This is a genomic window from Sphingobacterium spiritivorum (genome assembly GCF_016725325.1).
Taxonomy (GTDB): domain Bacteria; phylum Bacteroidota; class Bacteroidia; order Sphingobacteriales; family Sphingobacteriaceae; genus Sphingobacterium.
In genome coordinates this window covers 1,590,379-1,614,785 of the sequence record NZ_CP068083.1, presented here as the reverse complement: position 1 = coordinate 1,614,785, position 24,407 = coordinate 1,590,379, and the positions used below count along the sequence as shown (strand labels likewise).

The 24,407-nt window shown below is 38.5% G+C and carries 22 protein-coding genes; 4 read left to right on the top strand and 18 right to left on the bottom strand.

The features are described from left to right. Nucleotides 1-242: 242 nt before the first annotated feature. The gene (locus I6J02_RS06555; protein ID WP_201680973.1) at nt 243-626 is read right to left on the bottom strand and encodes an SRPBCC domain-containing protein; all 384 of its coding nucleotides are present in this window, start codon (nt 624-626) and stop codon (nt 243-245) included. A gap of 112 nt (nt 627-738) precedes the next feature. Between I6J02_RS06555 and I6J02_RS06550 the strand changes: the two genes are divergently transcribed. Then, complete coding sequence (locus tag I6J02_RS06550; RefSeq protein WP_201680972.1) at nt 739-2,100, top strand: methyltransferase RsmF C-terminal domain-like protein; 1,362 nt, start codon at nt 739-741, stop codon at nt 2,098-2,100. A gap of 2 nt (nt 2,101-2,102) precedes the next feature. Here I6J02_RS06550 and coaBC read toward each other — a convergent pair whose 3' ends face one another. Genes coaBC through I6J02_RS06535 form a run of 3 tightly spaced genes read right to left on the bottom strand, consistent with a single transcriptional unit; the run spans nt 2,103 to nt 4,593 of the window. Continuing rightward, entirely contained in the window at nt 2,103-3,311 is a 1,209-nt protein-coding gene (gene coaBC / locus I6J02_RS06545; RefSeq protein ID WP_201680971.1) for a bifunctional phosphopantothenoylcysteine decarboxylase/phosphopantothenate--cysteine ligase CoaBC, read from the bottom strand. A gap of 10 nt (nt 3,312-3,321) precedes the next feature. Continuing rightward, the gene (locus I6J02_RS06540) at nt 3,322-3,651 is read right to left on the bottom strand and encodes a DNA-directed RNA polymerase subunit omega (RefSeq protein WP_003000319.1); all 330 of its coding nucleotides are present in this window, start codon (nt 3,649-3,651) and stop codon (nt 3,322-3,324) included. A 27-nt stretch (nt 3,652-3,678) separates the two neighbouring features. Next, nucleotides 3,679-4,593 carry an outer membrane protein assembly factor BamD gene (locus I6J02_RS06535; protein WP_201680970.1) on the bottom strand — a complete coding sequence of 305 codons (915 nt, stop codon included), beginning with the start codon at nt 4,591-4,593 and terminating at the stop codon, nt 3,679-3,681. Between the two features lie 244 nt (nt 4,594-4,837). Between I6J02_RS06535 and I6J02_RS06530 the strand changes: the two genes are divergently transcribed. Both I6J02_RS06530 and I6J02_RS06525 read left to right on the top strand, forming a co-directional pair. Next, entirely contained in the window at nt 4,838-5,119 is a 282-nt protein-coding gene (locus tag I6J02_RS06530) for a NifU family protein (RefSeq protein ID WP_201680969.1), read from the top strand. A gap of 71 nt (nt 5,120-5,190) precedes the next feature. After that, nucleotides 5,191-5,841, top strand: coding sequence for a hypothetical protein (locus I6J02_RS06525; protein ID WP_236582329.1), 651 nt, complete (start codon nt 5,191-5,193; stop codon nt 5,839-5,841). 141 nt (nt 5,842-5,982) lie between these two features. Here I6J02_RS06525 and I6J02_RS06520 read toward each other — a convergent pair whose 3' ends face one another. From I6J02_RS06520 to polA, 12 genes are all read right to left on the bottom strand, one after another. Beyond that, nucleotides 5,983-7,143 carry an FtsX-like permease family protein gene (locus I6J02_RS06520; RefSeq protein WP_236582328.1) on the bottom strand — a complete coding sequence of 387 codons (1,161 nt, stop codon included), beginning with the start codon at nt 7,141-7,143 and terminating at the stop codon, nt 5,983-5,985. 90 nt (nt 7,144-7,233) lie between these two features. After that, nucleotides 7,234-7,875, bottom strand: a complete 642-nt coding sequence (locus tag I6J02_RS06515) for an MBL fold metallo-hydrolase (RefSeq protein ID WP_201680966.1) — start codon at nt 7,873-7,875, stop codon at nt 7,234-7,236. Nucleotides 7,876-7,893: 18 nt separating this feature from the next. Next, the gene (locus I6J02_RS06510) at nt 7,894-8,478 is read right to left on the bottom strand and encodes a gliding motility lipoprotein GldD (protein ID WP_201680965.1); all 585 of its coding nucleotides are present in this window, start codon (nt 8,476-8,478) and stop codon (nt 7,894-7,896) included. After that, nucleotides 8,478-9,224: a shikimate dehydrogenase family protein gene (locus I6J02_RS06505; protein WP_201680964.1), complete on the bottom strand. Its 747-nt coding sequence runs from the start codon at nt 9,222-9,224 to the stop codon at nt 8,478-8,480. The genes I6J02_RS06510 and I6J02_RS06505 overlap by 1 nt, the downstream gene beginning before the upstream one ends. Before the next feature lie 5 nt (nt 9,225-9,229). Then, entirely contained in the window at nt 9,230-10,633 is a 1,404-nt protein-coding gene (locus tag I6J02_RS06500; protein WP_201680963.1) for a tetratricopeptide repeat protein, read from the bottom strand. Between the two features lie 212 nt (nt 10,634-10,845). Continuing rightward, nucleotides 10,846-12,228, bottom strand: coding sequence for an OmpA family protein (locus I6J02_RS06495; protein ID WP_201680962.1), 1,383 nt, complete (start codon nt 12,226-12,228; stop codon nt 10,846-10,848). A gap of 249 nt (nt 12,229-12,477) precedes the next feature. Further along, nucleotides 12,478-13,488 carry an inorganic phosphate transporter gene (locus I6J02_RS06490; RefSeq protein ID WP_003013114.1) on the bottom strand — a complete coding sequence of 337 codons (1,011 nt, stop codon included), beginning with the start codon at nt 13,486-13,488 and terminating at the stop codon, nt 12,478-12,480. 36 nt (nt 13,489-13,524) lie between these two features. Beyond that, a complete protein-coding gene (locus I6J02_RS06485; protein WP_003013112.1) occupies nt 13,525-14,172 on the bottom strand; it encodes a DUF47 domain-containing protein in 648 nt (215 codons plus the stop codon). 102 nt (nt 14,173-14,274) lie between these two features. Continuing rightward, complete coding sequence (locus I6J02_RS06480) at nt 14,275-15,306, bottom strand: sensor histidine kinase (protein ID WP_201680961.1); 1,032 nt, start codon at nt 15,304-15,306, stop codon at nt 14,275-14,277. A gap of 59 nt (nt 15,307-15,365) precedes the next feature. Next, nucleotides 15,366-16,019, bottom strand: coding sequence for a phosphatidylserine decarboxylase family protein (locus tag I6J02_RS06475; protein ID WP_201680960.1), 654 nt, complete (start codon nt 16,017-16,019; stop codon nt 15,366-15,368). Nucleotides 16,020-16,065: 46 nt separating this feature from the next. Further along, nucleotides 16,066-17,178, bottom strand: coding sequence for a toxin-antitoxin system YwqK family antitoxin (locus tag I6J02_RS06470; protein ID WP_201680959.1), 1,113 nt, complete (start codon nt 17,176-17,178; stop codon nt 16,066-16,068). Between the two features lie 12 nt (nt 17,179-17,190). Then, a complete protein-coding gene (polA, locus tag I6J02_RS06465) occupies nt 17,191-19,983 on the bottom strand; it encodes a DNA polymerase I (protein WP_201680958.1) in 2,793 nt (930 codons plus the stop codon). 117 nt (nt 19,984-20,100) lie between these two features. Here polA and rsgA point away from each other — a divergent pair, with 117 nt between their 5' ends. Continuing rightward, nucleotides 20,101-21,021, top strand: a complete 921-nt coding sequence (gene rsgA / locus I6J02_RS06460; RefSeq protein ID WP_201680957.1) for a ribosome small subunit-dependent GTPase A — start codon at nt 20,101-20,103, stop codon at nt 21,019-21,021. On the opposite strand, the gene I6J02_RS06455 is transcribed toward rsgA, so the two are convergent. Both I6J02_RS06455 and I6J02_RS06450 read right to left on the bottom strand, forming a co-directional pair. Next, nucleotides 21,018-23,414: a hypothetical protein gene (locus I6J02_RS06455; RefSeq protein ID WP_201680956.1), complete on the bottom strand. Its 2,397-nt coding sequence runs from the start codon at nt 23,412-23,414 to the stop codon at nt 21,018-21,020. The two genes, rsgA and I6J02_RS06455, sit on opposite strands and share 4 nt — an antisense overlap. Next, nucleotides 23,380-24,375, bottom strand: coding sequence for a hypothetical protein (locus I6J02_RS06450; RefSeq protein WP_236582327.1), 996 nt, complete (start codon nt 24,373-24,375; stop codon nt 23,380-23,382). The genes I6J02_RS06455 and I6J02_RS06450 overlap by 35 nt, the downstream gene beginning before the upstream one ends. Between the last annotated feature and the right edge of the window lie 32 nt (nt 24,376-24,407).

Sequence of the window (24,407 nt, the reverse complement as noted above, 5' to 3'; positions counted from 1 at the left end):
CCAACAAAAGCTGGTTCGAGCGTGCCCGCTCGTACCAATATAATACAGGCACAAGCAGCACTACGCTTATGCTTGCGCCAGAGTTAGTGACAACGATTTGTCCGAACTATTCTCTCTCCTTTCCAAGGAGAGATCCCGGTTTACCGGGAGAGAGGTTAAGAACTATTATGAAACAGTACAATAAAAAAGCCCGTTGAAATGTATATTTTCAACGGGCTTTTTTATGGCGCTAGGCCTTTATATTAATCTTCTTCGTAAAATTCGATTAATGAAGCCATATACGGATTACTCCAGCCATCTGCAATATCGTCAAATGCCTCGTCAGGAATATGGATGTGATTAACTTCCAGTGATGTCCCTTTTTTATGTTCATGTAGTTTTAGGGTAACAATAGAAGGTTCTTCCTGCTCGCCAAAGTACCATTGCTGTACAATCTTTTTACCAGGCTCTAAACTGATGAATTTTCCAACGATTGCTCCATCCCACATAGAAAATTCTCCACCTTCTACAGGATCTATGGATGCTTCGTCGCCTGTCCATAAGCGTGCGGTAATCTCTGTTGTAAGTGCCAGATATACTTCATCAGGACTTGCGGGTATTATAAAATATTTTTTAAAATCTTTCATATCATTATTTCTATTGCAAAGGTAATGATTTATTACTGATGTCACTTTTGTAATTATGTTCTGCACTTTTTTTGAGAATGATTAACTTTACTGCTTATATAAGATAATCAAGATGAGTAATATTCTGCCCAATTCCTTAATCCGCAAATTAGGAGCGAATCCATTGTTTGATGAGCAAGCTTTCATTGATGTTCACGAGAAGGGAGAAAGGCAGAGTTCAATCCGCATAAATGAAAGAAAAATAACAGAAGCTCCATTTGCTCATGCAGAACCGATCCCATGGTGTGATCGTGGGTTTTATCTTGAAGAAAGACCTTCTTTTACTTTAGATCCGCTATATCATGCAGGCTGCTATTATTCTCAGGATGCATCATCTATGTTTATTGCGCATATTATTCAATATTTGAAGCTTAATGATAAACCGCTTAAAGCGCTGGATCTATGTGCTGCACCCGGAGGGAAAACGACTCTTTTGAATAGTTATCTCCATCCACAGAGTCTGTTAGTGGCAAACGAAATTATAAAAACTCGGGTGCCTATTCTGATGGAGAACATGATTCGTTGGGGAAATTCCAACGTCGTAATTACGAATAATGATCCCAGTGCTTTTAAGAGATTGCCCGGTTATTTTGATTTGGTAATGATTGATGCACCCTGCTCAGGCTCCGGAATGTTTCGTAAAGATAGCGGAGCTATAGATGAGTGGTCAGAAGCTAATGTAAAGCTTTGTAGTGAACGCCAACAACGCATTCTGGCCGAAGCGATGGATTGCCTTAAAACTGATGGCATTCTTTTATACTCAACCTGTTCTTATTCGCAGGAGGAAAATGAAGATATAGCTGATTGGTTGATAAAGGAGTACGGACTAAAATCTATTCAGATTCCCATACCTGAAGAGTGGGGAATAGAAGAAACAAAATCTGATGTTACGGCATCTTATGGATACAGATTCTATCCGCATAAAGTTAAAGGCGAAGGTTTTTTTATTACAGCATTTATCAAAACAGAGTTTCAGGAAACATTTAACAGAAAAAAAATAAAGCCTGAAAAATCGGATGTTCCGAATGCAATTATTGAACATTGGTTAAATAATGCTGCAACACACATGGCCTTTCTTCATCACGATAATATCCATATCTTCCCCAAAGACTATGAATTAGATCTGAAGATCCTGCAAAATGTACTTTATTTGAAGAATGCAGGAACAAATATTGGTAAACTGGCTGGGAAAGAGCTTATTCCGGCACACGGACTTGCTCTCAGTATAGCGATAAAGACTAATATACCAACACTTGAGCTCACATTAGAGGAAGCGCAGGATTACCTCCGTAAAGAGAATATCAATCCGGAGCACAATTTGAAGAATGGCTGGACGTTGGTTACCTATAAAAATATAAGATTGGGCTGGATAAAGATTCTTGCAAACCGAATCAATAACTATTATCCGAAAGAGAGTAGAATAGCTTATTTATAAACTTAATTTGAAGGTGACGAATGCTGAAGGATAATATTACAGATATCTTTTGCTACCTCTTGTTTCGTTTTTAGGGAAAACTCTTTTAAAGTACCGTCTTTAGCAATAATTGTTACTTTATTCGTATCTGTAGAAAAGCCGGCTCCTTTATCTTGCATAGAATTAAGGACAATATAATCCAGGTTCTTCTTTTGGAGCTTACCTTTTGCATTCTCGAGTTCATTATTTGTCTCCAGCGCAAAGCCGATAAGCACTTGTTTGTCTGTCTTTCTCTTTCCTAAGGTTGCCAGTATATCAGTCGTCTTTTTGAGAGGAATAGCAAAGGTATTTTCTTTCTTCTTGATCTTCTGATCTGCGACTGTTTCAGGAGTATAATCTGCTACAGCTGCACTCATGACAATAATATCTGCTGTATCAAAATATGAGTTTGCAGCCTCCAGCATTTGACTGGCTGAGATAACGGAAATCCTGTTTATATCACTTGGAGCGTTTAAGTGAGTAGGTCCGGATACTAATGTGACCTGAGCGCCCAGATTTTTCAATTCTTCAGCAATTGCGTATCCCATTTTTCCACTGGAATGATTGCCGATGAAACGAACCGGGTCAATTGCTTCATATGTAGGGCCTGCCGTGACTAAAGCTTTTTTACCTGATAAGGGTAGGTCGTGTGTGAAATATTCTCTTACACGGGCTAAAATCTCTTCTGGTTCGGCAAGACGGCCTTCACCTGTCAGACCGCTGGCCAGTTCTCCGTTACCGGGATGTATGATGGTATTGTTGTAACTCTCTAACATTGCAACGTTGCGTTGTGTTGCTGGATGTTTCCACATATCCAGATCCATTGCCGGGGCAACGAAAACAGGGCATTTTGCTGATAAATAAACTGCTGTAAGGAGGTTGTCAGACTGTCCGTTCGCCATTTTAGCTAATGTATTAGCCGTGGCAGGAGCGATCAGTAGAAGATCCGCTTCCAGTCCGAGGTGAACATGATTATTCCAGGAACCGGTTTTTTTGTCGAAATAATCAACCAGTACAGGTTTGTCGGATAGAGTAGAAAGTGTAAGTGGAGTGATAAATTCTACCGCATCCGGAGTCATAATGACTTGTACGGACGCTTTTTCTTTTACAAGGAATCTTACGAGAGTCGCAATTTTGTATGCGGCAATACTGCCGCATACACCAATTACAATATTTTTGCCTTGCAAAGACATGAGAATAAGATTATTCTTGCTCTTTAGAAGGATTTCTGAAGTAAACTTTATCGTGAAGGAATTCATCGATAGCTACAAGTGTAGGCTTTGGCATACGCTCGTAGTGCTTAGAAATTTCAATCTGTTCGCGGTTTTCGAAGACTTCTTCCAGATTATCGTTGTTACTGGCAAATTCAGCAAGTTTACCGTTTAACTCTTCTTTCATGTCAACAGCAACCTGATTAGCTCTTTTGGAAATGACGACGATAGACTCGTACAGGTTATCAGTACCTTTATCCAATTGTCTCAAATCACGTGTAACCGTTGAATTTGGAAGACTGTTATTATTTGTTTGACTCATATCAAATGGGTATTACTTATTTCTTATTTATTTCTTTACTTCTTCAGTACTTTCACGTTGTTGGTTAACACCCAACTCTCTTTCTTGTTCTTCAATAGATTTTTTGATCTCGTTCCATCTTTTGATAGCTACGGCCATATTCGTTTCTGAATCTTTTCTGATGTCATCCACTTCTTTACGGTGCTTACTTTCGGGATAATCATCTATAAAGTCCTGATAATAATCAATCACCTTGCTGTAACGTTCTTCCTGTCTGCGAGGCGTGCTTTTTTCTGCATATCTGAATTGTGCTTTGATAATCAGATAATTGATCTCTTCAGCATACTTCGTATCCGGATAGTCTTTAAGTACATTCTCCAATGCGATAACGGCAGCTTTGTAATCATCATTAAGCCCCATATCGTAATATAGTTTTGCATTTGAAAATGCTTTTTTCTCCAACTTGTCCCTTAATTGCTGAATCAGATCTGACGCTTCTTTTGCTTTCTCTGATTCCGGATAAAGGTTTACAAACAACTGCAGCTCATCAATAGCCTTACGTGTATTTTCCTGATCCAGTGAAGATCTTGGAGAATCCAGGTAAAAACAATAAGCTGTCATAAACCTACATTCTTCAGCTTTTGCACTGTTTGGAAAAGTCTGTGCAAACTGTTTAAAATGATAACGAGCAGAAGTATAGTCTTTTAGTCGGTAGTTTGTATATGCTGTGTAGTAATATAAATCTTCCGCTTCGGCCTGTCCTCTATAACGTTGCATTAAGTCGTCAAATAGGGCTAAGGCTTTCGTATATTTCTTTTTTTCGTAAAATTTGACAGCCTCCTGGTACTTTAAAGCCAAATTATTGCTGGCCCGCAACTTCTCAAACTTGCTCTTACAGCCACTAATAAATACAATGAGCAATAATCCGGCAACAACTGCCACTAAACGCCTATTTAAAAACATTTTACAAAGATAAGGGAATTTGATATAATAGTCAATTAAATTTTGATGTGCAATATAAGGGAAAGATAAGTTTTGAACAATTCTATCTTTGAATTTAACAAACTTTAACGAGAGTTACTGGCGACGTAGAATAACTATATTTTGTCATGCTGTTGTTGAAAAATTAATGTTACCTTGGGAAGGTACGATAGAATTCTGAATAATTCACTATATTTACAAATCATAAAGATTTAACTAATTAAAAATGACGTTACACGAGAGAGTTGAACAGGCCTTAGATACAATTAGACCTTATTTAGAGACAGATGGAGGTAATGTAAGTTTAGAGGAAATCACACCTGAGAATGTTGTGAAACTTAGGTTGACAGGAGCTTGTGCATCTTGTTCTATGAGTATTATGACATTCAAGGCAGGGCTAGAGCAAGCGATCAAAAAGGCAGTTCCTGAGATCACTTCGGTTGAAGCTCTGAATATTACAAGTGCAGATGACCCGAATGCAACTACTCCTTCTCCAAAGGTTTTATAGCAAACTGCTGGCTTTTAACTATTAACACATTTTAACAGCCGTGTAGCGCGTAAATGTGTAGTTTTGTGAGTATGGTAATAAACCCAAAACATATTGTTTTTACAATCTTGCTTATCTGTTCTTCAGTTTTTTCCTTTGCTCAGGAAAAGAAAATTGTCCAGTTTAGCGGGATTATTCATGCAATAGGTTCTGAACTTCCAGTACCCTTTGTGACTATCCGGAATGGTGATCGACAGGATCAGGTTTTTGTTGCCAACCATGAAGGTTTTTTTTCTTTCGTTGCACATATAGGGGATACAGTACGATTTTCTTCAATAGGATATGATCCTACAGAATTTGTTGTTCCCAATACTTCTGAGGATAAATATACTGCTGCAATTCAGATGAAGAGTCTTGTCAAAGAATTACCTATGGTTACACCATTTCCCTGGGCAAGTATAGAAGAGTTTAATATGGCCTTTATGGCGCTGAATGTTGGAGATGACGCCATAACCACCGCTCGCAGAAGCGTTTCACCTGAAGCGCTGGCAGCATTAGCCCGCATAACGCCAAGAAGTGCAGAAGAAATCCAGAATTATAATTCTACACAAAGACATATCGGATTGACAAATAAAGCTATAAATCAAAAATATGCAAACCCATTGCTTAATCCATTTGCATGGGGGAGTCTGATCAATGATATTTTCAAGGGTGACGATAGCCGGAAGAAGTTAAAGTATTAATCAGGCATCTTACTTACAGAGAAAGCATATAGAATTAATCCACTCTGTTCACTTTAATATTTTCGTGGTATTTGTTTTTCTATAAAGCACACATACACCAGAACCCTTACAAAAGCTCCTATTTACCATTTAAGTCTGTTATTACTCGTTGTTTTCCGCTTTCAGATCTCCTATTGCTTTTACACTTAACAGAGAAGACAGATAGGAAATAAGGACGGAAGCTAATAATACAGTTAAGAAGACTAACAGGAAGTCACTCAATCGTATATCTACCGGATAAGCATCAATTATACTATTATTGCCTTCACCGGTACGAATGAATCCGAAAGTATCCTGCAAAAAGCAAAATACGTATCCTATAATAATGCCGCTGACACTTCCAATAAGCGCAATCAGCATCCCTTCGTTATAAAAAATACGTTGTATTAAGGAATTTTCAGCACCCAGACTTTTTAAAACAATCATATCCTGACGTTTGTCAATGACCAGCATTGTCATAGAGCCGATAATATTGAATATCGCAATAATACCTATAAAAGTAAGAATAAAGAATACCGCCCATTTTTCTGTACTAACAGTTTTATAGAGTGTAGGATTTTGTTCTTCGCGATTTAAGACTTTAAACTCTTTGCCTAATTTATTCTGAATCTGTTGCTCGATTTCTTCAATCTTTTCCGGTTGCCGGGTATATATTTCTATCGCCGAAACCTTGTCATACTCACCGAGTGCATCCCTGGCAAAGTCAATAGGGGTGATGACGAGATCGTCAAACCCTTGCTGGTATTTAAGTACTCCTCTCGGACTAATCCCCCTTTGTATAATATCATCTGCCGGATTGACTGCGTTAGTCGATCCTTTTTTGGGAGAGTTGATCAGCATTGTATTTCTCAGGCCAACGATAGGTATTTGTAAATTTGCCTGTACATTCGCACCAATAATGGCATAGCTGACATCCTCTTTGAAAATCTCGAATTCTCCTGCATACAACATGCTGTCTGAAGCATGTTGATAGAGGCTATTTGGTTCAATACCTTTTAGTTTGCCAATAAATTGATGATTGCCGAATTGCAAAAGAGCTTTCTCTTCAAGAACTTCACTATAGCTTTTGATATCCTTACTTTTACGCAGTTCCTCAAAAAGCTGATTATTCGTAGAAAAAAGCTTCCCTTCTACCGGTTCAATACGAAGTTCCGGAGAAAATGTGCTGAACATCGAGAGAATAAGCTTTTCCATTCCATTATAAAAAGATAATACAATGACGAGTGCTGCACTACTGACCAACACACCAATTACACTAATCATCGAAATAATGTTAATAGCATTAACCGATTTTTTAGAGAATAAGTATCGTTTGGCAAAAAAGTAGGACAGATTCATAATATGGACTTTCTTTTATGCGCGTACAAAAGGATTGGTTCTTTTTTCCTCTCCGATAGTGGTTGATGGACCATGCCCCGGATATACAATTACATCTTCCGGTAAGGTATAAAGTTTTTCCTTTATACTTTTTAGCAATTGATTGTGATTGCCTCCCGGTAAATCTGTTCTTCCGATACTGCCTCTAAATAGAGCATCTCCTCCTATCACAAATTTTTGGGATTCATGATAGAAGCATAAGTGCGCGGGAGAATGACCAGGCACGAATATCAGTTTCAAAACATTGTCTCCAAAGCTGACAGTTCCTTCTTCAGGTAAAAAATATTCACCGATAGGAGAGATATCATAGCGTATTCCCATCTGAGGGGCATAATTCTGTACTTCTATCAATAAGGGAAGTTCTCCTTCATGAAACTGAGGTAAAAGACCATATTGCTCATGAATGAATTTATTACCCAATACGTGATCAATATGACAATGGGTGTTCAGCAGTAAAACAGGATTTAGTTTATGCTCTTCCATAAATGATAAGAAAAGATCTTCTTCTGCTTTTCCATACATTCCCGGATCAATGATAGCACAGTAGCCTTTATCATCGTAAAGTACATATGTGTTTTCCTGATAAGGATTGCAGACAAATTGCTTTAAATGAACCATAGTCTTCAAAAATACGATTTATTTCCAATGTATTGTTTGGATGATGCGTTCAATATCGGCATTAATAAAGTCTAGAACCGGTTGTATGGAATCGAGGTGTGGTTTTTCATTGAAATACAGCGCTCCTCTTAGATAATGCTGTGTACTATCGGATACAAAAAACTGGTCATTTGAGGCTGTATTTCCCCGGATCAGATATTGTACACCAAATATACGGCGATCTTTTTTATTGATTCTTTTCTGTTCAATCGCGGTGGCTTTTACCGTGTGATTGAATGCAAATGTTCTGGCGTCTTCACTTAATTGCTGAAAGGAGACATTTTTGTTAATGTCAAAATAGCTGAGATGAAGGCGTGCATTAAATTGCGGAAAATCGAGATTCAGCCAGCATGGCCTGGCATCCTTTTCATGATCCTTCTCTAATGCCGCATAAGCTGGAATTTCGAAATCGAACGGACAGCCTGTCTGCGTCATTTTGTATTTTTTTTCCGGAAATTCAATTCTAAAATAACCTCTTGGCTTAGGGGAATAGTCTTCCTGGCAGGCTGTAATAATAGTACAGAAAGAGAAGATAACTACTGAAAATAAAAGAAATGTTCTCATTATGTTTCGTTCCATATAATCCAGTTCCTTTCGGCCTGAAGTAATAGCATGTCATATCCATTTTTGATTGCGGCCCCTTTTTCAAGCCCCTTTTTAAGAAACAAAGTAACTTCAGGATTGTACACGAGATCATAAAGCAGATGCTCTTCAGATATACTTTCATAAGGGATATCCGGGCAAGTATCTACATTGGGATAGGTTCCCAGCGGCGAACAGTTGATAATAAGGGTATTTTCTTTTATAATGGTGTCATTCAGATCCGAATAGGTAAGATTGGTATCTGTTTTTGTGCGGCTAACAAATGTATAAGTAATGCCTAATTTTTGAAGAGAGAAGACTACTGCCTGTGCAGCACCTCCATTACCCAAAATGAGTGCTTTGTTATGATGTGGTTTGAGAAGTGGCTTCAGTGATTCTTCGAAACCGAATGCATCTGTATTAAATCCTTTCAAATGATATCCTTTATCCTTTTTTTTGATCTGGATACAATTTACAGCATTCATTTGCTGTGCTTCGGGAGATAATTCATCCAGAAAAGGAATAATCGTTTGTTTATAAGGTATGGTGACATTTACGCCATAAAGACCATCAGTTTCCTGATAGAGATCAGGAAACTGATGGATGTCTTCTAACGGATATAAGTTGTAATCAATGCCCCGGATATGTTCTTTTTCAAATTTTTCTAAATAGTACTTTTTGGAAAAGGAGTGACCTAACGGAAATCCAATGAGCCCTAATTTTTTCATGTTCGTTATAAAGCGTATTTTTTTATGATATCAACAATGATTTTGTTTCCCTGCAATTGAGGCAGGTATTCAAAAATAATATAGTGCTTCTGGGGATCTGTTGCGAGTCCTAATTCCAGAAAGTTTAAGGCTTCATTATATTGACCGTTTGCAAATAAATAGGCAACCATTCGATAGTACAACTCTGCTGCTTCCGGATTGTTGTTAATTGCATCAGCTATGGTGTCTATTGCTTCTACAAATTTGCTTTGCTCAAAGTAGATAGATGAAAAATCAAGCCACGCTTCCACATCAGTCGGATTAAGTTCAACGACCTTTGCGTATGCTTTTTCTGCTTCATCCAGTTGTTTTAACTTGTAGCGAGCATCCGCAATGGCGAACCAGTAATCCGGATTTTGTCCATCTATATCCAAGGCTTTTTTGTAAAAATGAAGCGATTCGAAATAGCGCTCTTCAAAATCTAATGTTACTCCGATTCCAAACCATGCATCACCCATATTGCTATCCAGCTTCACTGCTTTTTTGTAATACTGGCGGGCTTCATCCATCTGTTCCAGCTTCTCGTAACATTCTCCAATAGCACAATATGTTTCAGCACTCGGCGGTTCATACTCGAAAGTATGTTTATAGACCTCAATTGCTTCCTTAAAACAATCCAGATTGACCAATGCATTCCCTTTATTGAAATAGGCCGAAGAGAAGTTCTCTTTTATTAAAATGGCATAGTCATAGGCGTCTATAGCTTCTCTATACTGACTTAGCTTATGGTAGGCATTACCCAGATTGTACCATGCAGCATAAGAATATGGATCATTATCAATATACTGTAGATAAAACGCAACACTTTCTTCCTGTTTGTCCAGTACATCATAACAGAAAGCTAGTTCATACAGTGCATCCTGATTTTCCATATTCAGTTCCAAAGATTTCCGCAGGTAATATACTGCTTTCTCATAGTCTCCCTGTGCCTGATATAGTCCGCTTATCTGATAAAATACTTCATCCTTACTATCGGTAAGTTCAAGTGCTTTCTGTAAGTTTTGATGCGCCTCATCAAAGTTATTAAGCGATCCGAGTATACTACCCTTTATGAGGTAAATATCTCCTTCTGAAGGTTCCAGAAGTTCTGCTTTATCCAGTGAAGCCAATGCATTGTGAAACTGGTTTGTTGCAGCGAACAGCTGTGCTTGTTTCAAAAAGAAATTGGTTTCAAAGGGGTGCTGGTTGATTGCATAGTCGACAACCTGTAGGGCTTTTATAGGATCATTCTTATCCATATAATAGTCGATGATGCCCTCAAAAGCCTTCGTGTCAAAGAAATATTGATCTTCATTTCTGATCATTTCTTCATAGCGGTCAACCGAAAACTTCTGTTCTTCAGGAGAACCAAATTCGAATTCTTCTTCCATCGTATTCCTTTCTATTTAGAAATCATAATCCCGTTCACTAATCTTAAAAGAAAAATAAGACTTTTTGTTGAATATATGATGTATATGTTTTCCACATTTTATGGAAATAATAGTACAAAGGTACAATAAATAAAGTAAATGTGTTTAAAACACAAAAGCCTTCCCGAATTTCGGGAAGGCTTTGTATGGTAAATTATTCGTATTAAGAATAATTATTTTTTGATCTCAACACGACGGTTTTGGATACGACCTTCTTCAGTTGCATTAGATGCTACCGGGTTAGCTTCTCCGTAACCGTTAGCTGTAACTTTAGCAGCAGTAACACCAGCGTTTACTAAGTATTGTTTAACTGCGTTAGCACGGTCTTTAGAAAGAGTCATGTTGTAAGCTTCAGTACCTTCTGCAGATGCATAACCATCTAAAGTTACTGATGAATTGTTATCACGCAATTCTTTAGCTAATCTATCTAAAGTAGAGTAAGATTCAGTTTTCAATACAGAGCTATCGAATTCGAATTGAATGCTACCGTACTGACCTGTAGAAGCAGTGATGTTGTTAACAACTGGCTCTGGGAATTTGATTGGACATCCTGAACCATCAACTACTGTTCCAGCAGGAGTGTTAGGGCATTTGTCAAATTTATCAGATACACCGTCACCGTCAGAATCTTTACCTAACTGATCAACAGTTCCTTCTAAAGTAGATACACGTTGTTTCAACGCTTCAACTTCGTTTTTCAATGAAGGATCTTTCAACTCATCGTATAATGTAGCAACTGGGTTAGCAAAAGTCAAGTTTTGTTTGTCTCTTGAACCTAAAGTAAATTCTAAACCACCGTATACGTTAGAGAATTTACCTTTGTAGTCAACTCTACCTGGACCGTATAACAAGTTGTCATCAGTGAAGTTCATTGTGTAACCTAAGTTCAAGGCAACAACTTCAGATAATTTGAATTTAACACCAACACCAACTGGTACGAAAGCGCCTAATTTGTTATCTCTGTCACCAACTTTTTCTCTGTCACCAAAGATTTCTTCACCCCATTTACCTTTGTTGTTATAAACTTCAGCACCAGTGAAATCGTTATTAGCGTACTGGATAGGATTTGAAGCCATTACTCCTAAACCTACTTTAGCGTAGAAGTTAACTGCATTTTCTCTTCTCAAGAAATCGATAGTACCCAATTGGAATACACCGTTTAAGCTAGCAGCCCAGTTTACATCAACTTGTGCAGATCTTGCTCCGTTTGCAGTTTCAGCAACAGGACCAGATACATCGTGGTTGTAAGTTTTGATCTTACCTCTGTTACCTTCTAATTCTAAACCGAACAGGTGAGAGAATTGTTTACGAACAGTTAATCCGTAGTACTCACCAACTTTATTTTGGAAAAGACCTACTTTTTGACCGAATGCATTAGATCCACCTACAAGTACGTTAGGAGCAGTGATACCACCTTGTACACCGATAGACCAAGTTCTGTATTGTGATCTTCCGCCAAATACTGTTGGTTGTTGCGCTTGAGCAACTTCAGCGTAACCTAGAGCGGCTACTAATGAAGCAGCGATAGCTGTTTTTTTAATTGTAGAATAGTTCATACTCTTGTTTTTAAGGTTATTAAAATTTTAATTGTTTTCTTTAACTTAATTTAACACTAACAATCTAAACAATAACTGTACCAAAAATTTAAAATGCTTTAAAAGATTTAAATCTTCATTACCTGATTGCCTTCAGATTTTCAATTTAGCGTGTAAATGTACCTATTTTGAACTTTATACACAAATTTTTTAATATTGAATTCATCGAATTACAATAAAACGGACATAATTGTAGCCTTTTAACTACGATTATAAAATATAATGGATGATTGCCAGCGTGATACCACCCAATAGTGCTGAAACTGGTATTGTCAGAATCCAGGCCCAAAGTAGGCTGATCGTAACGCCCCATCTTACTGCAGAAACTCTTTTTACAATTCCAACACCGATAATAGATCCCGTTATGGTATGTGTAGTAGAAGCTGGAATTCCGAAATGTTCTGTGATACCCAACGTTACTGCTCCGGCTGTTTCGGCACTTACACCTTCCAGAGGAGTTACTTTAGTGATCTTGGTTCCCATTGTTTTTACGATTTTCCATCCGCCACTCATTGTTCCGGCAGAAATAGCAGCATAACAGGTCAATGGTATCCATTCGGGCATATGACTGGTGTTCTCAATATAACCTCCTGCTACCATCGCAACAAGGATAATACCCATTACTTTTTGTGCATCATTACCTCCATGAGCAAAACTAAGCGCCGCCGAAGAGATCAGTTGTAAAAACTTAAACCATTTTTCTGCTACGCTTGGTCTACTTTTCTTCGCCAGATTGATAATGATCAGGGTAATGATGACAGATATTATCATCCCTATGACTGGAGCGAGTACAATGAATGAAATAATTTTTAATGTCGCATCAATGTTGATGGCGTGGATGGGATCACCTCCCATAATATAGGCATAAGCCATTCCCGATCCTGCAAACCCGCCTATAAGCGTATGCGAAGAGCTTGAAGGGATACCATAATACCAGGTGAATAAATTCCATCCGATAGCAGCCACCAGGCCGGCGAATATTACTTCCAGTGTAATGTATTCTTCAATAACTGTTTTGGCTACGGTATTGGCTACTTTATGGTCAGTAAAATAAAAGTAGGCTGCAAAATTGAATATTGCTGCCCATAATACAGCCATAAATGGCGTTAATACTTTTGTCGAAACTACTGTAGCAATAGAGTTGGCTGCATCATGGAAACCATTGATATAGTCAAAAGCAATTGCTAAAATAATAACAACAACTAATAAGGTTGAAATCATTGTGAAATTGTTAAAACTTAAATCCTAAATTGGATTTTACGCATTCTTAACTAAAATACTTTCTAATACATTTGCGACATCTTCGCATTTATCTGTAGCATCTTCCATTGCAGATAGTACTTCTTTATATTTGATAAGCGTGATTGCGTCTTTCTCATATTCAAAAAGATCAGCTACCGCTTTATCAAAAATATAATCTGCCTTGTTTTCAACACTGTTTATTCTTACACATGAATCTGTGATATTGCGAATGTTTTTCAGATCTCTTAGTTCATATATTGCTTTTGCAACGTGTTCTGTTGCTTCCAGAATCAATTCAGTGATCTCGATCATAGGCTGACTTGGTTCCAGGACTTTGTATAATTCCATACGGTTAGATGCTCCGTGAATAAAGTCTGCAACATCGTCAAGTGAGCTTGCTAATGCGTGGATATCTTCTCTATCGAAAGGTGTGATAAAATTTTTACCCAGTTCTAAATGGATCTGATGCGTGATGCTATCACCCTTGTGTTCCAAATCCTCAATTTTTTTGGTGATCTCTTTACGGGTTTCAAGATTTGTTGAGTTGACATTTTCTTTCAACAATTTGGCCATCTCGATCAGATTGCTTCCTGCTTGTTCGAATAGCGGGAAAAATTTTTTGTCCTTTGGAACAAAATAACTGAAAATACTATTTAACGACATATGTTAATATATAATTTATACAAAGATATAAAGCCAATGTTAAGTTAGTGTTAATTTTGACCTTACTTAATATTGACTGATGTTCACTGTCAATGAGATGGACTAGTTTTTTGATTTTTCTAACGTAAATCCAAATGTTGTTCCTATTCCCTCCGTACTTCTTACATTTACATTCTGCTGGTGTGCTTCTACAATATGTTTTACAATAGCTAAACCCAGCCCCGATCCTCCTATTCCCCGTGACCGGCTTTTATCCGTTCTGTAGAAACGTTCAAATACCCTCGGCAGATTTTTTTCTTCAATACCCTGGCCATCGTCGGTTACTTCTACAAGAACCTGTTCGAATAATGGGAATATGCGAATATCTGTGCTTCCTCCTGTTTTTCCGTATTTAATAGAGTTGTCGATCAAATTGGTTAGCACTTGCTGGATTTTCTTTCGGTCTGCTTTTACAAAAGTCACATTTTGATACTTTTGTTTGAATACAATATCAATTTTTTCTGATTTGGCTTTATCGTCCAGATTTTCTATCGTTTCTTTTATCAGTTCGGAGAGATCAAATTTTTCAATATTCAGCGAGATTCTTCCGGATTCGAGTTTGGAGATTTCATCCAGATCATGAATCAGATAGCTGAGACGATCCAGATTTTTGGAAGCTTTATCCAGAAATCCTTTTGCCATTTCGGGATCTTCTTCTATGAGTCCATCCTGTAAAGTTTCAATGTATCCCTGAATAGCGAATAAGGGTGTCTTGAATTCATGAGATATATTGGAAAGAAACTCTCTGCGGAATTTTTCCTGACTTCTAAGCTTATCTATTTCTGATTTTTTCTCTTTGGCCCAGTCTCGTACCTCACGTTCAGCATCTGTGATAGGGTCATCGCTGACATATTCACCCAATGCATCTTTGAGGTCCTTTCCTAATTTGAGATTGTGTATTAGCTTATAGATGGTATTGATACGGCGATAGATATATTTTTCAAAGAGAAAATAAAACACCACAAAACTCACGATCAGGGAAATACCAAAAATGATGAAAGCAGCTTTAATATCGTGCTGATAATAAAAGCTGACAATAGAAATGGATAATCCCACAGCTGCGGCATTAATCAGTACTAACAGTTTAAAATTCATAAAAAAAGCTTCGAAATACTTTCGAAGCCTAAGATAAGTAATGCTTTATTAAATCTATGTTAAAATCTTCCGATTATGGTTTTTCCACCTACAACCTTGTCTTCCAGTTTGACATCGATCTTGGTTCCAAGAGGAAGGAATAAGTCTACACGTGAGCCGAATTTGATGAATCCAAATTCATTTCCCTGCGTTACAGTATCATTTTCCTTCACATACCATACGATACGACGAGCTAATGCTCCAGCAATCTGACGGAAAAGTACTTCCTGACCGGACTTAGACTGCACTACAACTGTGGTACGTTCATTATCTGTAGAGGATTTCGGGTGCCAAGCAACCAAAAATTTTCCGGGATGATATTTGAAATATTTTACAATACCACTGATTGGATTACGATTAGAATGCACGTTGACTGGCGACATAAATACAGATACCTGAATACGTCTGTCGTTAAAATATTCCGTTTCTTCCGTTTCTTCAATAACGACTACTTTGCCGTCTGCAGGACAAAGAATCACTCCATCATCAATTGTTACTTTGCGGATCGGGCTTCTGAAGAACTGTACAATCGTAATAAACAGAAATGCTGAAACTATATAAATGATCCACTTGACAGCAGTAGGGGCGTCATAATAATCAGCAAGGGCATTCGCAATGAAAATAATCAAAACGACAATTGCCAAACTCGTATAACCTTCTTTGTGAAATTTCATTTTCAAAAATATTGTGCAAATATAGTATAATCTTCAAAAAGGAGAACTATTCTTCTGCAGGACGTTTAATGGATATGGAATGTACATCTATCTCTCCTGCCTCATTCACCTCCAACCGACCGGAAACTACGATCGTATCATTGACGGGAAGGTTGTTTTTCAGCGAAGGGAAATAATACGGAATTACCTCTATAATAGCCGCTAATATGTTTTGTGTTTTAGCGTCTTCTATCATTTTTGTAAATGTTACTTTAGAGGGTTTGCCTGCTTCAGATAATTTAGCGGTGTATTCAAAATTTCCGGGTACTATTTTAAATGTCAGCTTTACAACATCAAATGATTTTTCAATTTTTTCACTCAGATAATTTGTGAAGTTACTGTAATCATCAAAGTTGCACTTTTTGAACACTAAGTATTCTGCTCGAACGAAGTATTCTACCGGCAACACCGGAAAATCAGACTGTGTATAGCTATCCTCTGTGAAATAGTTATCTCCTCTTTTGAAAGCTCCACCTGAAAAGTATTCATCTGCCGCAAGGACGCTGTTTTTCTTTTCATCTACGAAATAGACTTCCCATCTATCAGCAGGTACACCACTTTTTACTCTTCCTCTTCTTCGAAGCATAGGATAGCCATATTCAGAATATCCTTCAAAAGGAATAGTGAAATCGTACAGGCCCTCACCCTCTGTAATGGTCTGTTTCCCTTTTCTATCCCATAACGATATGATGCGGACTCCTTGCTCATAATTTAATACCATCATCGGCCGGCCATCCGGATAATAGAATTTCCAGTCATTAACCGGCTGTCCATCTGCAAAAGTCGCTTCCCACTTGATCTTACCATTAGGATGATAAGCGATAAAGGGACCTGTTTTTACACCATTGATATGACTTCCCGTTAAAATGACGTGTCCGGAGGGTCCGAAATCTTTAAAATTTCCTTCAAAAGTATTGGTCTCTTTATTAAATCCGGTTACTCGTTCTATGGATTTAAACGGACAATTTTTTTCTGCCAGATAATAGTAATTGTCAAAGTAAAAACGCATCAGGCTATCCGTTACTTTTTCAAAGTATACTGATTTGGATTCCTGTGCCTTCGATGAAAAGAACAGGAGTGCCAATACACTTAACAAACAGATTTTTTTGAGATTAATCATTACACAATACGTTTAGTGCGCTTCTAACCAATTTTTTCCTTGTCCGATCTCCACTTCTATAGGTACTTGCATGGGAATCGCTGTTTTCATTCTATTTTGAATAAGTGTTTTAAATTGGTCAACTTCTTCTAAAGGAACATCAAACACCAATTCATCATGTACCTGCATGATCATTTTACCGGTCAGTTGTTGGTCTTCAATATCTTCCTGAATGCGCAACATGGCTACTTTTATCATATCAGCAGCGGAGCCCTGTATGGGTGCATTAATGGCATTTCGCTCTGCAAAACCGCGAACAGTCATATTTGCTGAATTGATATCTCTCAGATAACGTCTTCTTTTGAGTATTGTTTCTACAAATCCGTTTTCTTTTGCTGACGCTATTGCTTTAGACATATAGTCGCGGATACCTGAATATTGTTGAAAATATTGGTCTATAATATCTGCGGCTTCACGACGGGGTATCCCTAAACTTTGTGACAGGCCAAATGCTGATTGACCATAAATGATCCCAAAATTAACTGCTTTAGCATTTCTTCGCTGATCGGAGGAGACTTCGTCAAGTTCCAGTCCATATACTTTGGCAGCTGTCGCGCGGTGAATGTCATATCCTTTTTGAAAAGCTTCGAGCATATTTGCATCCTGACTCAACTCTGCCATTAATCGTAATTCGATCTGAGAATAATCGGCAGATAGAATCACGTTATTTTCGGATCTTGGTATAAATGCTTTTCGAACCTCACGACCTCTTTCTGTACGAATCGGAATATTTTGAAGATTAGGATTCGTGGAGCTAAGCCGGCCTGTTGCAGCGACAGCCTGATTATAGCTGGTGTGTATCAGACCTGTAATTGGATTAATCAGGCTTGGTAGTGCATCCACATACGTTGACTTCAACTTTTGGAGCTGTCTGAAATCCAGTATATCCTGCACAATATCGGATTTACCAGCGAGTGTCAGTAATACATCCTCCCCTGTTTTGTATTGTCCGGTTTTTGTTTTTTTTGCTTTTGGATCGAGCTGCAATTTGTCAAATAATACCTCTCCTAACTGTTTAGGTGAGGCAATGTTGAATTTGACTCCAGCTTTTTCATAAATACTGGTTTCCAGATTACGGACATCTTCTTCTATTGTTTTGGAAAATACAGAAAGGACATCTACATCTATTTTAACACCATTTTTTTCAATTTCAGATAAAACATAAACAAGCGGAAACTCGACTTCCTCTGCTAATTTGAGAGTAGCTGTTTCTTCCAGTAAAGGTTCGAATTTTTCTTTCAGCTGTAGGGTGATGTCCGCATCTTCAGATGCATATTCCTTGATTAGTTCAATTTCTACATCCCGCATATTCCCTTGTTTTTTACCTTTTTCTCCGATGAGTTTGGTAATGGAAACCGGAATATAGCCTAAATAGTTTTCTGCCAATACATCCATGCCGTGACGGGTATCCGGATCGATCAGGTAATGGGCCAACATCGTATCAAACAAGGCTCCTTTAACTTTTACGTCATAACGGGAAAGCAATAAGATATCGTACTTAATATTCTGACCGATTTTCTGAATGGCTGGATCTTCGAGAACAGGTTTGAATATGTTTACAATTTCCAGTGCCTGTTCACGTGAAGCAGGAGTCGGGATATAGTATGCTTTGCCTTTTTCAAATGCAAAGGATAGACCAACAATGTCTGCGACCAGGGCATCAAGACCCGTGGTTTCCGTGTCAAAGCAGAAGCTTTTTTGTGCTGCAAGTTCTTTTGCCAGCTTTTGCTGTGCTTCACTGGTATCAACGAGGATATATTCGTGTGCTGTATTGTCAATATTGTTGCTTGCTACAGGAGGAAGCTCTTCCTGTAGCGGAGTAGTATCATTCATCGCCGTGCTGAAAAGGTCCATCTGACCGGAAGTGTTTTTCCCTGTAGCATCAGCGACAGAAAAATCTTCACCAAACACACGCTTTCCTAATGTTCTGAACTCCAGTTCAGCAAATAAAGGTTCCAGTACTTCCTTATTCGGATCTTCAAGAAGCAGCGATTTTTCATCAAATTCGATTGGAACATCTAATTGTATTGTTGCTAAACGTTTAGAAAGGAGCCCCTGTTCGGCAAAAGTTTCGACGTTCTCTTTCATTTTGCCTTTTAGCTTATCCGAATTGGCAATAATTCCTTCTACAGAACCAAAGTCCTGCACTAATTTTTTTGCTGTTTTCTCGCCGATCCCTGGTATTCCGGGGATATTGTCTACGGCATCACCCCAAAGTCCGAGAATATCGATGACCTGAGACACGTCCGAAATTTCCCACTTAGCCAGTATTTCGGGTACTCCTTGTGTTTCTGCGCCATTTCCCATTCGGGCAGGTTTATAGATAAAGATATTGTCAGATACCAGCTGACCAAAGTCTTTGTCGGGCGTCATGCAATATACCGTAAATCCTTTTTGCTCTCCTTCTTTGGCCAAAGTACCGATAATATCATCTGCTTCATAACCATCTTTTGTAATGATCGGGATATTGAATCCTTCGATCAATCGGAAGATATATGGAATAGAGGCAGACAGATCTTCAGGCATTTTTTCCCGATGCGCTTTGTATGACTCAAACTCTATGTGTCTGTTTGTAGGGGCATCTGTATCAAATACGACTGCAATATGAGTGGGTTTTTGATTTTTCAAAACTTCCAGTAAGGTGTTTGTAAATCCCATTATTGCTCCGGTATTCAAGCCATTTGACGTGAGTCTCGGTGTTTTGTTTAATGCAAAGTAGGCTCTGTAAATGAGCGCCATTCCATCTAGAAGAAATAGTTTTTTCACAAAATCTTATTTAACGGTGTATTCACAAAGGTAATAAATTCAATACTTCCGAAGATTAATAAATTTTTACGACTTTTGTCACATGGAGCAAATGGCTGTAATCATTTTTGATAGGGTATGAGAGGGCTGGTGACAAAATCTACAGGAAGTTGGTATCTGGTGCTGGGATCTGACGGCCAACGTTATGAATGCCGGATCAAAGGTAAGTTTCGTACCCATGGTATCAAAAGTACTAATCCTGTGGCTGTCGGTGACTGGGTTGAGTTTGATCTGGAGCCGGATCAGGATAGTGGTGTAATTAAACATCTGGAGCCCCGTCGCAATTACATTATCCGGAGATCGGTCAACCTTTCTAAACAAACACAGATCATAGGTGCTAATCTGGATCAGGCTATTCTGGTAGTTACACTGGCTTCTCCTCCGACATCACTGGGATTTATAGATCGCTTTTTGGTTACTGCCGAAGCTTACAGTGTGCCTGCGGTGTTAGTTTTTAATAAACTGGACCTGTTCAGCGAAGAAGGTCTGGATATTCTGAAGGAATATGAACACATTTATGAGTCTATCGGTTATCCTTGCTATGAAGTTTCCGCTCTGGAAGGCATCAATGTGGAAGAACTAAAGGGATTGCTAAAAGATAAAGTGACGCTCGTGTCAGGGCATTCCGGTGTTGGCAAGTCGACATTAATCAATGCTTTGATTCCGGATGCCGGGCTGAAAACAGGAAGAATATCTGACTGGTCAGATAAAGGAAAGCATACAACTACTTTTGCGGAGATGATGGATCTGCCATTTGGAGGTAAGCTCATCGATACACCTGGTATACGTGAACTCGGGATTGTAGATATACAACCGCAGGAACTATCCCACTTTTTTCCTGAAATGAGGGCTTTGCTCAATAAATGCCGCTTTAACAATTGTCGTCATGTGAATGAGCCCGGTTGTGCGGTTATGGAAGCCGTAGAAAACGGAACTCTTGAGGCTTCCCGTTATGATAGCTACCTGAGTATCTACCATAACGAGAATACCCGCAATTAATTAATAAAATCCCGTAAATAAGAACACTCATTAACCGCAATCTGGTAATATTGTGTCTTGGAATAGTTGTTTTTTAGTTCTTTAAAGTATGGATTGTTAAAGCTGTACAGATAGAACGGAGACTGAGAAAAGAATTCATAATATTTCCACCGCTCGTCATTTGAATATTGAAATTCTTTTTGCTGGCATTTTGCAAGCATGAACGTACAACGTGCTTTGAATTCGTTGTCTTTGCTTAATGTACGAGCTTTTTCATACCAACGCTTTGCCTGTCTTCCCTGCAAATAGTCGTATTCCCAATCTACTTCAGGCGAAGTGTACGGATCATAGCTGCTCCAATTGTAGCTTACCAGCATCCATGCATTTCCGAAAGTTGAGGTTTGGTACACTCCGTTTGCCATCATAAAATAGATATTCGCTTGTTTTTGAGGATCCTTTTCTGTTTTGAGTTTTTTCTCTAACTGTAGCATCTGTCTGGCAAAATCAAGCTTGTCGAATACATCACTGCCTCTCTCTTTTGGATAATCGTTATTCATTGTAATGAATGGATTGGCATATACAGACTGATCTGAATACCAGTCACTATAGGATTGATAGGTGTACGTATTCGGAAGCTTTTCTAAAGTTTTGACGGCATTTTCGTAATCATGTGTACGCAGATAAGTTGTTCCTAAAAGCTCTGTGATCGCCATCTGATCGGTATTGCTGATTCCCTGAAGCAGGTATTTGACTATACCTTTCTGCTGTTCCGGATTTTGAAGATAATTCTGTATTTCTATTATAGAGGAAGAGGTCAGGTATTTCTTCCAGAATATGTCTGTAGAATAATTAAAGTTCTTTTCAAGCGTATCCTGTACATAGTTATTGTTGCTGAATATATCTGCTTTTAAAGCTGCCAGACTCGCTAAAGCAGTGTCACCTTTTGCCAGATACTGGGGAACCAGAATATTGCTTAAGATGTTTTTGCCGATAAGGCTGTAGGGACTTCCTTCATAGCCGTAATAATACTGATCATTTTCTTTATGTTGCTCTCCCTTAGACTTTTCAGAAAGCCAATTGAGCGTGGAGACCATTTCTTCTTCATTTACGTTAGTACCTTTTTTCCAATCGGTGAGTTGGGTCAGCATATTGGTAATACGGAATTGATCGAGAATTGGTTCCGGAAGTTTTTTAACATTTATTTTTTTCAAATATCCCTGAGCAGCTTCATTTTCGTTAATCAACCAGCTGGTATAAGCGGCGGTGAGAAGTCCCAGACTCTTTTGTTTTCCGGATAGCTGGAGTGCGAAATCACGAAGCTCGTGAGCATGTTTCTGTGATTTTTCTTGTTCTTCAGGACTGCCGAAAGGATTGTAATATGTCCAGTTTAAGGAATACGGAGTGATCAGAGCAGATTCCAGCTTGTTCACTTCGCGGGTTAGCAGCATGCCCACGACTTCATTGTTATGATCCAATGTATAGCATGTTCTCAAATATTCCATTGTCATGTCCGATGCAGAGAAACCCAGCAATGCTGCGAGGCTGATCTGATCCTGTTTTGTCTTTGATAAGACGGTGATTTCCTCATCAAGAATATCTATATAGTGAAAGTTTTTATACGCTAAGACTCTTCTTTCCGGGTTGGAATAGAATACTTTAGCATATAAAAATGCAGCTTCTGCTTTTTCTCCGCTCCATCTTTTTGCACCGGCATAGTTGGATAATGCCCAACCCATCAGTGCACTTTTAGATTTGACAGGAGCGATATACTTTTCATATATCAGGATAGATTTATCGTATTCCTTGGCATACAGATACAATCGGGCTGCCTGATAGGAATATCTTAATCTCAGGAAGCTATTCGCAGGGAATGTTTCGATTTTTTCTTCAGCTTTTTCAGCAATATCCAGTATAGAGGAATAATCTACCGGAGCAGGATCCCAATAATTATAGGGTACGAAAGTTAAATTTTCAGCCTCCTTTGTCAGGCTGAAATATTCTTTTGCGGGTGCTGATTTGGACTCTAATAGTTTGACCGCAAATGTGTTTCCTGATAAGGAGTCTGGTAATTGTTTCTGTTCTGTAGCCGCCAGGAATGAAACTACAGTGGCACTGTCTGCTTTATACATCAAAGCCTGTACATCTTCTGGTTTTACGCTTTTTCCCAGGTAAGCTGTCCATTCGCGAATATTGATCACGGCTTCACTCTGTGGTTCTTCTTCTGAGTAAAGGAATCTATAAGGTATATATTGAAAAGCCGAATAGCTCCCGGCTTCTATATTCGGCAGGAAATAGGAAGTTTGATTATCATAAGGATCCATTTCCGGACCACAAGCAATATTCACTGCAATTTCACCAAAATATGCCGCCAGAAACAGACTAGAGACGATTAATGATTTTTTGTAAAGTTTCATTCGGGTATGTTGATAGTATTGTTTTGTCCAGATGATAGAACACAATGTTTCGATCTTCTTTCTTTAATTCTCTTTTCAAAAATGAAGCCGTTTTTGAGAGGTCTTCCTCAGAAACAAACTCATATCTGATGATATCATTTTTCATCAGCCCTTTTTCCGGAAGATCCTGTTTCAATACATACAGATTTGTATTCGGATTACGGGTAAATAGGGTGGTATTGTCCAGCTCTTGTTTGTCAATTTTTTTTGAAATCCCTGCATACTCCTGATTGCGGAATACAACGAACCATTCGAAGAGTGGTAGTGCTATATCGAGCTTGAGCGGATAATTGCCTAAATGATCTTTGAGGTAAAGATTAAGATCCTCCTGGTTCAATATGGAATTTTGAGTTCCGAATTTCCGGAGGTTCCCCATGTTATAGCACATAAGAATGGCTCTCGAAACCGGAGGTATGCCGCTGGTCTTGATATTTTTGATCTGGTGGAGTCTAAGCGTGGAGGTGAGTTCTACATTTGCCAGCTCTGGAAAAGTCTTCATAAACTCGATCAGATAAAAGAATTTGTCGCGGGATGAAGCTGTCCAGTCACAGTCCAGTTGTAACTCTCCAAATGTGGTATTGCCGCTTTGTTTTACCTTTTCAATCACAAATGGCACGATTTTGTGAGCTAAACCTCTTATTGTAAGGCTGTCCATGGACTGAAAGATCCGGGTGTTGATAAAAACTACGGGAACGATCTGCATATCTGCCGGAAGAGTATCTTTGAACGTAATAGGCGAAATGGGGATCGGTTCACGTCCGTTTTCCTGCATGTCTATATCCATAATCCTTACATACAGTTTGTTAGTATGAAGCTGGTTCAGACTGTTTTGAATAATCGAGTCGGATGCGTATGTTGTTTTCCAATAGTAAAATGAAACCTCTTTTTGAGGATTCTGACAACTCACAGCTATCAGTAACATCAGGATGCAGAGGTAAAAATACAGGTGTATGT